This is a genomic window from Marilutibacter spongiae, assembly GCF_014145325.1.
GTDB lineage: Bacteria > Pseudomonadota > Gammaproteobacteria > Xanthomonadales > Xanthomonadaceae > Marilutibacter > Marilutibacter spongiae.
In genome coordinates, this window is the sequence record NZ_JACHTF010000008.1 from 51,919 (window position 1) to 63,883 (window position 11,965).

The 11,965-nt window shown below is 72.0% G+C and carries 13 protein-coding genes; 1 reads left to right on the top strand and 12 read right to left on the bottom strand.

The genetic code is table 11. From position 1 onward, the window contains the following. Positions 1–5 precede the first annotated feature (5 nt). The 8 genes from pcp to H4F98_RS08745 form a co-directional block, all read right to left on the bottom strand. The gene (gene pcp, locus H4F98_RS08710) at positions 6–683 is read right to left on the bottom strand and encodes a pyroglutamyl-peptidase I (RefSeq protein ID WP_220479147.1); all 678 of its coding nucleotides are present in this window, start codon (positions 681–683) and stop codon (positions 6–8) included. A 63-nt stretch (positions 684–746) separates the two neighbouring features. Continuing rightward, a complete protein-coding gene (locus tag H4F98_RS08715; RefSeq protein WP_182686806.1) occupies positions 747–1,715 on the bottom strand; it encodes a DUF979 domain-containing protein in 969 nt (322 codons plus the stop codon). Continuing rightward, the gene (locus H4F98_RS08720; RefSeq protein WP_182686808.1) at positions 1,702–2,436 is read right to left on the bottom strand and encodes a DUF969 domain-containing protein; all 735 of its coding nucleotides are present in this window, start codon (positions 2,434–2,436) and stop codon (positions 1,702–1,704) included. Before H4F98_RS08720 ends, H4F98_RS08715 begins: the two co-directional genes overlap by 14 nt. Then, the gene (locus H4F98_RS08725; protein WP_182686809.1) at positions 2,433–3,185 is read right to left on the bottom strand and encodes a 5-oxoprolinase subunit PxpA; all 753 of its coding nucleotides are present in this window, start codon (positions 3,183–3,185) and stop codon (positions 2,433–2,435) included. The genes H4F98_RS08720 and H4F98_RS08725 overlap by 4 nt, the downstream gene beginning before the upstream one ends. Positions 3,186–3,219: 34 nt before the next feature. Beyond that, positions 3,220–4,227 carry a 5-oxoprolinase subunit C family protein gene (locus H4F98_RS08730; protein WP_182686811.1) on the bottom strand — a complete coding sequence of 336 codons (1,008 nt, stop codon included), beginning with the start codon at positions 4,225–4,227 and terminating at the stop codon, positions 3,220–3,222. Continuing rightward, a complete protein-coding gene (pxpB, locus tag H4F98_RS08735; RefSeq protein WP_343064750.1) occupies positions 4,224–4,925 on the bottom strand; it encodes a 5-oxoprolinase subunit PxpB in 702 nt (233 codons plus the stop codon). The genes H4F98_RS08730 and pxpB overlap by 4 nt, the downstream gene beginning before the upstream one ends. Beyond that, positions 4,922–5,338, bottom strand: coding sequence for an HIT domain-containing protein (locus H4F98_RS08740; RefSeq protein ID WP_182686815.1), 417 nt, complete (start codon positions 5,336–5,338; stop codon positions 4,922–4,924). Before H4F98_RS08740 ends, pxpB begins: the two co-directional genes overlap by 4 nt. Next, the gene (locus H4F98_RS08745; protein WP_182686818.1) at positions 5,335–5,997 is read right to left on the bottom strand and encodes a dienelactone hydrolase family protein; all 663 of its coding nucleotides are present in this window, start codon (positions 5,995–5,997) and stop codon (positions 5,335–5,337) included. The genes H4F98_RS08740 and H4F98_RS08745 overlap by 4 nt, the downstream gene beginning before the upstream one ends. Before the next feature lie 141 nt (positions 5,998–6,138). On the opposite strand from H4F98_RS08745, the gene rimO reads away from it, so the two are divergent. Next, on the top strand, positions 6,139–7,509 hold the full coding sequence (gene rimO, locus H4F98_RS08750; protein ID WP_182686820.1) for a 30S ribosomal protein S12 methylthiotransferase RimO: 1,371 nt from the start codon (positions 6,139–6,141) through the stop codon (positions 7,507–7,509). 294 nt (positions 7,510–7,803) lie between these two features. Here rimO and H4F98_RS08755 read toward each other — a convergent pair whose 3' ends face one another. The 4 genes from H4F98_RS08755 to H4F98_RS08770 form a co-directional block, all read right to left on the bottom strand. Continuing rightward, entirely contained in the window at positions 7,804–9,030 is a 1,227-nt protein-coding gene (locus H4F98_RS08755) for an MgtC/SapB family protein (protein WP_182686822.1), read from the bottom strand. A 326-nt stretch (positions 9,031–9,356) separates the two neighbouring features. After that, on the bottom strand, positions 9,357–9,860 hold the full coding sequence (greB, locus tag H4F98_RS08760; protein WP_182686824.1) for a transcription elongation factor GreB: 504 nt from the start codon (positions 9,858–9,860) through the stop codon (positions 9,357–9,359). Between the two features lie 9 nt (positions 9,861–9,869). After that, positions 9,870–10,373, bottom strand: coding sequence for a copper resistance protein NlpE (locus H4F98_RS08765; protein ID WP_182686826.1), 504 nt, complete (start codon positions 10,371–10,373; stop codon positions 9,870–9,872). Positions 10,374–10,397: 24 nt separating this feature from the next. Then, positions 10,398–11,924 (bottom strand): helicase HerA-like domain-containing protein, encoded by a 1,527-nt coding sequence (locus tag H4F98_RS08770; RefSeq protein WP_182686828.1) that lies wholly within the window; start codon positions 11,922–11,924, stop codon positions 10,398–10,400. Between the last annotated feature and the right edge of the window lie 41 nt (positions 11,925–11,965).

Genomic DNA, 11,965 nt, shown 5'->3' on the forward strand with positions numbered 1-11,965 from the left:
GGGCGTCAGTGGGTGGCGCCTGCGGCCAGGCGCAGGTCGTCGGTGGTGGTCAGTGCGGCGCTCAAGGCCACGCGCAGGCCTTCGGCCACGGTCGCGATGGGCAGGCTCGGGGCGCCGGGGTGCGCGGCCGCCTGGGCCGGCGAAAAGGGCACGTGGATGAAACCGCCGCGCACGCGACGCTGGCGGCGCAGGGCGTGCATCAGCCCGTACAGGACGTGGTTGCAGACGTAGGTGCCGGCGGTCTGCGAGACCTCGGCCGGTATGCCCGCCGCGCGCAGCGCATGCAGCATCGCCTTCAGCGGCAGCGTGCTGAAGTAGGCATCCGGGCCGCCTTCCACCACCGGTGCGTCGATCGGCTGGCGGCCGGCATTGTCGGGGATGCGTGCGTCGTCGACGTTGATCCCGATGCGCTCGAGCGAGAGCTGCGCGCGCCCGCCGGCCTGGCCCACGCAGACCACCAGGGCCGGCGTGGTCTCGCGGATCGCGGCGCGCAGTTGCCTGAGCGAACGGCCGAACTCGACCGCCAGGCAGCGCGTGGCCACCCGGTGGCCGGCGATGCGCGCGCCCTCGAGCAGGCGCACGGCGTCCCAGCTCGGGTTGCCGGCCTCGTCGCCGAAGGGCTCGAAGCCGGTCAGGAGGACGCGCGGCAAGGGGCGGCGAACGCGGGGCGGGGCGGTATCCATACGCGCATTGTAGTGCGCCGCGCACGTGCCCGGAGCGGCTTGCCCCGGGTGTTCGGACGGCGATCAGAACGCGAACACCAGCCAGTACATGAGTGCCAGGTTGACCAGCATCAGCGGCAACGCGGTGGGCACCTGCGCGCGGATGACGGCGTTGGGATCGTCGAGCTCCAGCAGCGCGGCCGGCACCAGGTTGAAGTTCGCCGCCATCGGCGTGAGCAGGGTGCCGCAGTAGCCGGTCAACATGCCCAGCGCGCCGAGGATGGCCGGATTCGCGCCGTGCTGGTGTACCAGCAGGGGCAGTCCGATACCGGCCGTCATCACCGGGAACGCCGCGAAGGCGTTGCCCATGATCACCGTGAACAGCACCATGCCCAGGCCATAGGCGAGCACGCAGGCCAATGCACTGTCGGCCGGGATCACCGCGGCGACCAGGCTGGCCACCGCCTCGCCGACGCCACTGGCGGCGAACACGCCGCCCAGCGCGGCCAGCACCAGCGGCAACATGGCCGCCCAGCCCATGGTGTCGAGCAGGCGCCGGCCCTCGGCCAGGGCCAGCACCGGTTTCGCGCGGGTGACGCGCAGCGCCGCCAGGGCCGAGAGCACGCTTGCGAAGGCCAGGCCGATCAGGGTGATGCTGCCCTCGCCGAACAGGCGATGGCCATTCCACTGCAGCTTGTCGCCGAACAGGACCACCAGCACGGTGATCACCGGGATCATCAGCGCAGGGCCGAACAGGCGATGGCCGAGCCGTTCGGCCGAGGCGCGCCTCTGGGCCTCGGGCGCCTCGGCCAGGTGCTCGCGGCGCATGCGCGGGGCCAGCAGGGCCAGCGCGATGATCGCCGCCCCCGCGCACTGGGCCGGCAGTGCATCGCCGGCCGCGTTGGCGCGAAGGACTGCGTTGCCGCCGGCGATCAGGCCGGCGACCAGGGTCCAGAACGCGCCGTGCGCGTATCGCCGCTGGCGCAGGTTGACCGCGCCCGCGTACAGCAGGAACAGGCCCAGCAGGAGGTAGAACAGGTCAAGGCCGAGCATCGCGGCCTCCCGTCGACGCCGTGTCCGTGGCCAGCGGTGGCTGCATCCGTGCGGTGAGGCCGCGCGTGTACCAGCGCAGGCGGATGGCGTGGATGACGAACGCGGCGATCGCGGTCGGCAGCGCCCACAGCGCGATGTGCAGCGGCTCCAGGACGATGCCCTGTTCGGCGTAGAAGCCCTGGATCAGCAGCACGGCGCCGATCGCGACGAACACGTCCTCGCCGAAGAACAGGCCCACGTTGTCGGTCGCCGCATCGACCGCGAACAGGCGCTGCCGTTCGTGGTCGGGCAACGTTCCGTGCGCCTGGTCGGCGGCGGCCTCGCTCATCGGCGCCAGCAACGGCCGCACGGTTTGCGCGTGACCGCCGACGTTGTGCAGGCCCAGCATGCTGAGCAGCTGGCGCAGGCCGAGGTAGCCAAGCAACAGGCGGAACAGGGTCAGCCGTTGCATGCGCCCGATCCATGCATGGACGTGCTCGCGCAGGCCCGCGCGTTCGAGCAGGCCGATCGTCGGCAGCGTCAGCACGAACAGCAGCAACGCGCGGTTGGAGACGAAGCTGGTGCCCAGCAGCGCGAGCAGGTCGGGGATCGACTTGCCGGCCAGCAGGCCGCTGGCCAGGCCGGCCACGACCACCACGATCACCGGGTTGAAGCGCAATACGAAGCCGACCACCACGCACAGCACGCCGAGCAGGGGCCAGTAGTTCAGCGCCTCGTTCATTGGGCGGCCCCGATCGCGGCGATTTCCACGCCGTCGGCCTCCAGGGCCCGGCGCAGGGCGCGGGCGAAGGCGGCGGCATCCTCGCGATCGCCATGCAGGCACAGCGTGTCGGCCTGCAGTCGCAGTTCGCCGCCATCGGCCAGGCCCACGGTCCCATCGAGTGCGAGCGCCCGTGCCTGCGCGACCGCCGCGTCGATGCCGTCGAGTACCGCGCCGGGCGTGCCGCGCGGCAGCAGCCGACCGTCCGCGCCGTAGCCGCGTTCGGCGAAGACCTCGTGCGCGACCCGCAGGCCGTTCTCCACGCCCGCGCGCGTGAGTGCCGAACCCGAGAGCCCGAAGAGCACCAGCGAGGAATCGAACTCGAACACCGCCGCGGCGATCGCATCGGCGATGTCGGCGTCGCGGGCGGCGATGTTGTACAGCGCGCCATGCGGTTTGACGTGGACCAGTGGCATGCCCTCCTGCTCCGCGATGCGCGCGAGCCGGCGCAGTTGCGCGGTCACCAGCAAGGTGGCGTGGCCGGGCGTCACCGGCAGCTCGCGCCGGCCGAAGTGTTCGCGGTCGACGAAACCCGGGTGTGCGCCGACGGCGACCCCGTGCTCGCGGCACAGGCGCAGCGTGCGTCGCATGCTGTCGTCGTCGCCGGCATGGCCGCCGCAGGCGATGCTGGCGGAGCTGACCAGCGGGACGATCGCGGCGTCGTCGCCGCAGCCTTCGCCGAGGTCGCAGTTGAAATCGATGCGGCGCATGCAGGGGCCCTGGAATCGATGGTGGTTGTCGCGGTCAGGGTAGATCAATTCCCGTCGCCCGGGCTGGGACAGGGGGAAGGCGCTCGTCCAGCAGGCGCGCCAAACGATGCCACTGCGCCCGCCGCAGTGCCCACAGGCGTTGCGATTGGGTCGCGTCGATCGCGCGCCATTGCAGCCATTGCCCCGGCGCGAGCTGGGCCAGTCGCGGCATGTCGACCGCGGCGACGTGGCCCAGCCGCGGGTAGCCGCCGGTCACCTGGGCATCGGCCATCAGCACGATCGGTTTTCCGTCCGGCGGTAGCTGGAGGGTGCCCGGCGCCACCGCCGCGGAAATCGTTTCGACGCCGGGGCTGTCCAGTGCGTCGCCTTTCAGGCGCAGGCCCTGGCGGTTGCTGCGCGGGTCGAGCTGCCAGCGGGTACCGGACAACGCGCCCGCCCCCGGGCGTGCATCGGGTACGTAACGGATGCAGGGTTCGGTCGGCAGTGGATCGTCGAATTCCACCCACCAGGCAGGCGCCCGGGGCCGTCGGATACCACCCACGCGGGCGGGGCCGAGGGGCAGGCGGTCGCCGGCCTGCAGGCGGCGCCCGTCCAGCCCGCCAAAGCCACCGCGCAGGTCGGTACTGCGGCTGCCCAGGCAGGTGGGGACGTCGATCCCGCCGGCGATGGCAAGCCAGCCGCGCACGCCCAGGCGCAACCGGCCGATGCGCAGTTCGCCGGGCGGCAGGTCCACCGGTCGGCCGTGGCCGATGGTGGACGGGCGACCCCCGATGGCGATGAAGACCGCGTCGACCAGGGCACCGCACAGGGCCACTCGGGTCGGGCGGGCGAAGCGCAGGCGCGGGCCCGACAGTGTGAACTCGAGCACCGCGTCGCCCGGCGCGTTGCCGACCAGGCGGTTGGCCAGCGTCGCGGCATCGAGGTCGAGCGCGCCCGCGCAGGCAACGCCGACATGGCGCCAACCGGTCCGGCCGCGATCCTGGACCGTCGTCAGCGGCCCCGCGGCGAGTACTTCGACGTGGGCGGCACCGCGTGCGCTCATGCCCGCGCCTCGCCGAGGCGCGCGAACGCGTCGGCATCGATCGGGCGGAAGCGGACGCGGTCGCCGGGTTGCAGCAGCGCCGGCGACGCGCGACCGGGTTCGAACAGCGCCAGCGGCGTGCGTCCGAGCAGGCGCCAGCCGCCGGGGCTTTCGCGCGGATAGATCCCGGTCTGCGCGCCGCCGATGGCGACCGAGCCGGCGGGGACGCGCGTGCGCGGTGTCGCCAGGCGCGGCAGCGCCAGCGCCGGATCGAGGCCGGCAAGATAAGGGAAACCTGGCGCGAAACCGATCATCGCCACCGTGTACTCGGCGGCGGCATGGCGCAACGCCAGTGTCTCTGCGTCCAGGCCCAGCTCGCGCGCGGCGTCCTCCAGGTCGGGTCCGAATTCGCCACCGTAGGCCACGGGCACATCGATGCAGGCGCCGCCGCCTTCGCGCCGTTGCAGCGCATCGCTGTCCAGCCGGGCCTGCAACCAGGCACGGACCTCGCCGGCGCCGACCCGGAGCGGGTCGAAGAACACGCCGATGCTGGCGTATGCGGGGACCAGGTCGAGGATGCCGGGCGGCGCGGTCGCCCGCAGGTCGTCGACGCGCGCATGGACGCGCGCCAGCAGCGCCGGCTCGATGGCGTCGCCGAGCGTCAGCAGCCAGGCATCGTCGGCCAGGGCCTCGACGCGGACGTGGGGCACCGGACTCACGCGTCGAGCGCGTCGCGCAGGGCGTTGATCCGCGCGACCAGGGCCTCGGGCGTGTAAGGCCGGGCGCTCGCCGTTCCCCAGACCGGGCGGGGCCAGGCGATGTCGCCGCGGAAGCGCGCGATCACGTGCACGTGCAGCTGCTCGACGACGTTGCCCAGCGCCGCCACGTTGAGCTTGTCGGGCTTGAACACGGCCAGCAGGGCGCGGCTGGCGACGTCGATCTCGCGGGTCAGCGTGGCGCGCTCGGACGGCCTGAGGTCGGTCAGTTCGCGCGCCCCGTCGACCCGCGGCACCAGGATCAGCCAGGGGTGGTGGGCGTCGTCCATCAGGCGCAGCTCGCTCAGGCCGAACTGGGCGACCGGATGGGTGTCCTCGGCCAGGGTCGGGTGCAGGTGCCAGCGGGAGGCGTTCATCGCAGGGCGTCCTCGAAGAAGGCGAGCGTGCGCGGCCAGGCTTCGGCCGCGGCAGCCGGCGCGTGGTCGGCGCGACGGTCGCAATTGAAGCCGTGCCCGGCATCGTAGACGTGCACGAGTGCGCCCGGATGCGCATCGCGGTGGCGCTGGACCGTCCCGGGCGGGAGGCTGGCGTCGTGCTCGCCGAAGTGGAACATCATCGGCGCGCGCAGGGCCTCGTCCAGGAAGCCCGCGGTGCGGGTGCCGTAGTAGCTCACCGCCGGCAGTCCCAGGCGGGTGTTGGCCAGGTAGGCGATCGTGCCGCCCCAGCAGAAGCCGACCGCGCCCGTGCGCAGGCCTTCACCCTGCAGCCGCTCGGCGGCGGCCCGCGCACCGTCCACCGCGCGCTCGGTCCCCAGCTGGGCGACGAGCGCGCGTCCGCGGGCGATGCCGGCATCGTCGTAGTCCAGCTCGACGTCGCGCTCGACCGGGTCGAACAGGGCCGGGGCCAGGGCGCTGTAGCCGGCATCGGCGACGCGGCGGGTGACGTCGCGGACGTGGGCGTTGACGCCGAAGATCTCCTGCAGGACGACGATCCCGCCGCGGGGCACGCCGGCGGGATCCTCGCGCCAGGCGCGGATGGGGCCTTGCGGGGTGTCGAGGTCGGTCCAGTGGCCCATGGGGCACCTCCATCGGGTGGGGACGTGGCCGGATGTTCAGCCGGGAGCAGGGCAGTGGCGGGTCCATGGTAGCGCCAGCGCTATAATTCGTGTCCCGGCGTGCCGGCCGATCCGGCGCACGCGATTGAACCCGGCGCATCCATGTCCCTGCAGAACACCAAGTCCGCCAATCCCAAGGTCGGCTTCGTCAGCCTCGGCTGTCCGAAGGCCCTGGTCGATTCCGAACGCATCCTCACCCAGCTCAAGGTCGAGGGCTACGACCTCGTGCCCAGTTACGACGATGCCGACGTGGTCGTGGTCAACACCTGCGGCTTCATCGATTCGGCGGTCGCGGAGTCGCTCGATGCGATCGGCGAGGCGATGGCCGAGAACGGCAAGGTGATCGTCACCGGCTGCCTGGGCAAGCGCGAGGACGTGATCCGCGAAGCTCACCCCGGCGTGCTGTCCATCAGCGGCCCGCAGGACTATGCCAGCGTCATGGGCGCGGTGCACCACGCGCTGCCGCCGCGCCACGATCCCTTCGTCGACCTGGTGCCGCGCCGCGCCGCCGACGCGGGCAGCGACATCGGCGTCAAGCTCACGCCCAAGCACTACGCGTACCTGAAGATCTCCGAGGGCTGCAACCACCGTTGCAGCTTCTGCATCATCCCCTCCATGCGCGGCGACCTCGTGAGCCGGCCGGTCGACCAGGTGCTTCGCGAGGCCGAGAAACTGGCGATGGGCGGGGTGAAGGAACTGCTGGTGATTTCGCAGGACACCTCCGCCTACGGCGTGGACCTCAGGTATGCCGAGCGCGAGTGGCGAGGCAAGGCCTACCAGACGCGCATGAAGGCATTGTGCGAGGGGCTGTCCGAGCTGGGCCTGTGGACGCGGCTGCACTACGTGTACCCGTACCCGCACGTGGACGACGTCATCCCGCTGATGGCCGAAGGCAAGCTGCTGCCGTACCTGGACATCCCGTTCCAGCACGCCAGTCCGCGCATCCTCAAGCTGATGAAGCGTCCGGGCGCGGTCGACAAGACCCTGGAGCGGATCCAGCGCTGGCGCGCCACCTGCCCGGAGATCACCATCCGCAGCACCTTCATCGTCGGCTTCCCCGGCGAGACCGACGCCGAGTTCGAATCGCTGCTCGATTTCCTCGAAGAGGCGCAGCTCGATCGCGTGGGCGCGTTCGCGTACTCGCCGGTGGAGGGCGCGAAGGCCAACGACCTGCCCGACCCGGTGCCGGAGGAGGTCAAGCAGGAGCGCCTGGCGCGGTTCATGGAACTGCAGGCCGACATTTCCACCGCGAAGCTCGAATCCCGCGTCGGCACCACCCAGCGCTGCCTGGTCGACGCGCTCGACGGCGATCTTGCGATCGCCCGCTCGATGGCCGACGCGCCGGAGATCGACGGCCTGGTGCAGATCCAGAACGGCTTCGAGGCCGGCCTGCGCCCGGGCGAGTTCGTCGATGTCGCCATCCTGGGCAGCGACGAGCACGACCTCTACGGCGAGGTCGCGTTCGAGGACTGACGCCGCGCCCCCGGCGATGCGCCATGGGCGCGCCGCCTGTCACGGAAGCGGGGCAACGGCCGCGCTCCGGCTTCGTCGCACCGGTCCCCTGCGCGCCTGGGTCATGGCGGCACGGCGCCCAAACCCGCTTCGCCCGGACAAGGGCGCTTCTCCCGCCGCCACGGCCTGCGGTGCTCGGCGGCCTCGAAGTCGCGAAGATCAAGATCAACGGCGACGGCATCACCCCACGTAGCCCGGGTAAGCGAAGCGCACCCGGGGCCGCGCCCCATCGCCGAGGCGCGCAGATGCCCCGGCTCACGCCATCGACAGGGCCAGGGCCACGGCGGCGGTCGCCATCGCGGCCAGGCCGCCGGCGACCTGCAGCGCGTAGCGCCGGGTGCCGCTGGCGAAGGCGATCACGCTCTTGGCCACGCCCGCCGACACCAGCAGGCCGGCCAGTCCGAGGCGGGCATGCGCCAGCGCCAGTTCGCCGCCGCCGGCCAGTTGCGCGATGCTGGCGGCGGCCGGATGGAGCTCGGCCAGCGCGACCAGCATGGCGGCGACCATCGCCCCGGCGTCGCCGAACAGTCGACTCAGCCCGGCCGACGCCAACAGCACGGCGCTGAACACCAGGCCGAGCAGCAAGGCCTGTCCGACATGGAATGCAGGGGCGTCGGTGGGCGGCGGGCTCGCGCTTTCGCCGCGGTCGCGCAGTCCCGGCAGCGCCGCCACTGCGACCGCCAGGCCGGCGGCGGCGAGCGGCCAGACGCTGGCCCGCAGCAGCGCGGGCGACGTCGCGCCCACGATGGCCGCCAGCAACATCAAGGAGGCGAGGTTCGCCAGCAGCGCCGCCGAGGCCGCCGCTGCGGCGCGGGCAGGCGCCTGGCGGGACTGTTGGCCCAAGCCGGCCACCGCGGCGGTCGAAGACGCGAAGCCGGACAGGAAGCCCGCCAGCGGCAGGCCCCAGCGTGCGCCGACCAGCCGAAGGGCGAGATGCCCCAGCAGGCCGACGCCCATGACCAGGACGACGAGCCGCCAGATCACCGACGGCACCAGCACGCCCCAGGGGTCCACCGGCCGGTCCGGCAGCAAGGGCAGCACCACCAGCGCGGCGGCCGCGAGCATCAGACCGTCCTGCACTTCGCGTTCGGCCAGCCAGCGGCGGGCAAAACCCTGGAGCGGTTCCTTGGCGAACAACAGGCCGGCCACCACCACGGCCAGTCCGCCGGCCCAGGCCGGCGCCGATTGCGCCAGCGCGGCCAACAGGGGCGTGGTCAGCAGGGCCACCTCGCCGGTCAGGCCGGGGTCCTGGGTGCGGCTTTGCCGATACCCGACCACCGCCAGCGCGCCGACCCCGAGCATCAGCACGGCCAGCAGCCAGGGACCGAAACTGATGGCGACCGCGGCGGCGATCGCGACCAGGGCATGGGTCCGGATGCCGGCCTGGGCGACCGCGCCATGGGCCGGGTGACGCTCGCGTACCAGCCCGACCAGCAGGCCGATCGCGACGGCCGTGGTCATGCCCTGCAGGCCGATCTCCATGGCGGCTCCGGATGCCTCGCGTGGTCGATGCGGCTAGGGTCGCACGCCGTGCGGCGGGATGGCAGGGCCCCCAGCCTGAACGCCCGGTGTCATAGGGGAATCCCCTAGAGTGGTGTCGGGGAAACCCTGATGCCCCGCGGCAGCCCCGGGCGCGTATCGTGGACCGCACAGCGCGTGGGGCGGTTCGTTGCGGCGGGTGACCCGAAGAACCCGCCGTCCAATGCATGGCACCTCGTCGGTGGGACCCGTTCCCCGACGCGCTCGAAAGGCGGGGATATCGCTATCCCCGCCTTTCTCGTTTCCGCCGCCCCGCGACCGGGAGCGCCTCAGATGCCGTAGTCCACGCCGACGATGACGAAACGGGTGGGGCCGGTCGGCAGGCTGGCCTCGAACTCGTCGTCGAGCTGCTTCTTCAGCATCGCCCGGGCCAGCGGCGAATCGATGCTGATCCAGCCGCGCGGCGCGTCGGTCTCGTCCGGACCGACGATCCGGTAGCGCCGGCACTCGCCGTCGTCCACGCGCTCGACCTCGACGCTGGCGCCGAAGAACACCGCGCGCGGGTCCGATGGCCGCCCCTCGACCACCTTCAGCGCCGGCACCCGCTTGCTGAGGTAGCGCACGCGCCTGTCGATCTCGCCCAGTTGCTTCTTGCGGTAGGTGTATTCGGCGTTTTCGGAGCGGTCGCCTTCGGCCGCGGCGGCGGCCAGCGCCTGCACGACCTCGGGGCGCTTCACCCGCCACAGCTCGTCGAGTTCACGTTTGAGGCGATCGTGCCCCTCGCGCGTGATCAGGGCGGTGCTCTTTTCCGGCGGTGGTCGCCAGCGACCCATCGGTGCCCCTCAGCCCGGGCCTGGCACGCGGACCAGGCCCTGTTCGGGCTCGCTAGCGATCGGCTGGCCCTCGCTGTCGAGCAGTCGCAGTTCGTCCGGCGGCGACCACTGGAACAGGCGGTCCTGCTCATCCTTGGCGTTGGGATCCAGCCTGACCCGGGTGCCTTCCACGCTCCAGCTGCCGTCGATGTCGAAGTGCGTGCCGGCCTCGTCGCGGTAGCGCTCGGTGATCGCGAACGTGCCGTCGTCCCGCAGCGCCAGCACGGTCTCGATGCCCGGACAGCTGGCGCAGGGCAGGGTGCCCTGGAAGCGGCCGGGCAGCGCCTTCGTGTCGACGTCGGAGGCCGGCACGGCGTCGGCGGGCGTCACCTCGTGCAGCACCGCCGCTGGCGCCTCGTCCGCATTCGGTGCGGGGGCGGCGGTCGTGTCTTCGGCAGGCTCGCCGGGTTGGCACGCCGCCAGGGCCAGCGGAAGGAGGACGAGGGCGACGAGGGGTCGGCGGGTGGTGGGCATCATGGGTGTCCTGTGCACGGGGGGTCAGCGCTTGCGGCCGAACAGGCCGCCCAGCAGGCCGCGTACGATCTGCTGGCCGATGCGGTTGCCGACGGTGCGCGCGGTCTGCTTGCCCATCGTCTCGAGCATCCCCTGGCGGCGCTTGGTGCCGAATACCGCGTCCTTGACCGCCTGGCCAAAGCCGCCGTCCTCGGCGTCGTCCTGTTCGCGGGTACGCGCGGGCGGCGCCTCCACTTCGCGGGCAGCCGTCGCGGCCTTCGCGGCCAGCATCTCGGCCGCCGACTCGCGGTCGATCGCGGTGTCGTACTTCATGCCCACGGGGCTGCCGGCCCGGACCGCGGCGCGCTCGGCCCCGGTGATCGCGCCCATCCGGCAGCGCGGCGGCGCCACCAGGGTGTGTTCGACCGGCATCGGGATGCCCCGATCCTGCAGCGTGGACACCAGCGCCTCGCCGGTGCCGAGGCGGGAGATCGCCTCGGCCACGTCCAGCGCGGGATTGGCGACGAAGGTCTCCGCCGCGGTGCGGACCGCCTTCTGGTCGCGGGGCGTGTAGGCGCGCAGGGCGTGCTGGAACCGGTTGCCGAGCTGGCCGAGGATCTCGTCGGGCACATCGTCCGGGAACTGGGAGCAGAAATACACGCCCACGCCCTTGGAACGGATGATGCGCACCACCTGTTCGACCCGCTGGCGCAGGGCCGCCGGGGCATCGTCGAACAACAGGTGGGCCTCGTCGAAGACGAACACCAGCCGGGGCTTGTCCAGGTCGCCGACCTCGGGCAACTGCTCGAACAGCTCCGACAAAAGCCACAGCAGGAAACTGGAGTACAGGCGCGGCTTCATCACCAGCGTGTCGGCCGCCAGCAGGTTGATCACGCCCCGGCCGTCGGGGGTGGTGCGCATCAGGTCGGCCAGGTCCAGCGCCGGTTCGCCGAAGAACATGTTCGCGCCCTCGCCCTCCAGGCGGAGGAGGGCACGCTGGATCGCACCGATCGAGGGCGTGGTGACCAGGCCGTACTTCGTCGAGATGTCCTTGCGTTCGGCGGCGACGAGGTTGAGCAGGGCCCGCAGGTCGTCCAGGTCGAGCAGCAGCAGGCCGCGGTCGTCGGCGAGGCGGAAGACGATCTCCAGGATCCCCGACTGGGTGTCGTTGAGTTCCAGGATGCGGGCCAGCAGGGTGGGACCCATCTCGCTGACGGTGGTGCGCACCGGGTGCCCCAGCTTGCCGAACAGGTCCCAGAACACCGTCGGACTGCCTTCGCTGGCGTAGCCGTCGATGCCGATCCGATCGATCCGGGCCTGCAGCTTGTCGTTCATCGTGCCAGCGACGGCGAGGCCGGCTATGTCGCCCTTGACGTCGGCCATGAACACCGGCACGCCGATGCGCGAGAAGCCTTCGGCGAGCACCATCAGGGTCACCGACTTGCCGGTGCCGGTGGCGCCGGCCACCAGGCCATGCCGGTTGCCCAGCTGCGGTTGCAGCACCACGTGCCCGCCGCTCGCGGCCCGTGCGTCGGGCGTGGTGATGGCCTTGCCGATGAGGATGGGATCCATGCGCCGCTCCATTCAGGTCAGGCCCGATTCTAGTAGCAAGC

Excerpts from the sequence above, each read along its gene's own strand:
- pcp (WP_220479147.1), bottom strand. The coding sequence starts at position 683 with ATGGATACCGCCCCGCCCCGCGTTCGCCGCCCCTTGCCGCGCGTCCTC.
- H4F98_RS08715 (WP_182686806.1), bottom strand. The coding sequence starts at position 1,715 with ATGCTCGGCCTTGACCTGTTCTACCTCCTGCTGGGCCTGTTCCTGCTG.
- H4F98_RS08720 (WP_182686808.1), bottom strand. The coding sequence starts at position 2,436 with ATGAACGAGGCGCTGAACTACTGGCCCCTGCTCGGCGTGCTGTGCGTG.
- H4F98_RS08725 (WP_182686809.1), bottom strand. The coding sequence starts at position 3,185 with ATGCGCCGCATCGATTTCAACTGCGACCTCGGCGAAGGCTGCGGCGAC.
- H4F98_RS08730 (WP_182686811.1), bottom strand. The coding sequence starts at position 4,227 with ATGAGCGCACGCGGTGCCGCCCACGTCGAAGTACTCGCCGCGGGGCCG.
- H4F98_RS08740 (WP_182686815.1), bottom strand. The coding sequence starts at position 5,338 with ATGAACGCCTCCCGCTGGCACCTGCACCCGACCCTGGCCGAGGACACC.
- H4F98_RS08745 (WP_182686818.1), bottom strand. The coding sequence starts at position 5,997 with ATGGGCCACTGGACCGACCTCGACACCCCGCAAGGCCCCATCCGCGCC.
- rimO (WP_182686820.1), top strand. The coding sequence starts at position 6,139 with ATGTCCCTGCAGAACACCAAGTCCGCCAATCCCAAGGTCGGCTTCGTC.
- H4F98_RS08755 (WP_182686822.1), bottom strand. The coding sequence starts at position 9,030 with ATGGAGATCGGCCTGCAGGGCATGACCACGGCCGTCGCGATCGGCCTG.
- greB (WP_182686824.1), bottom strand. The coding sequence starts at position 9,860 with ATGGGTCGCTGGCGACCACCGCCGGAAAAGAGCACCGCCCTGATCACG.
- H4F98_RS08765 (WP_182686826.1), bottom strand. The coding sequence starts at position 10,373 with ATGCCCACCACCCGCCGACCCCTCGTCGCCCTCGTCCTCCTTCCGCTG.
- H4F98_RS08770 (WP_182686828.1), bottom strand. The coding sequence starts at position 11,924 with ATGGATCCCATCCTCATCGGCAAGGCCATCACCACGCCCGACGCACGG.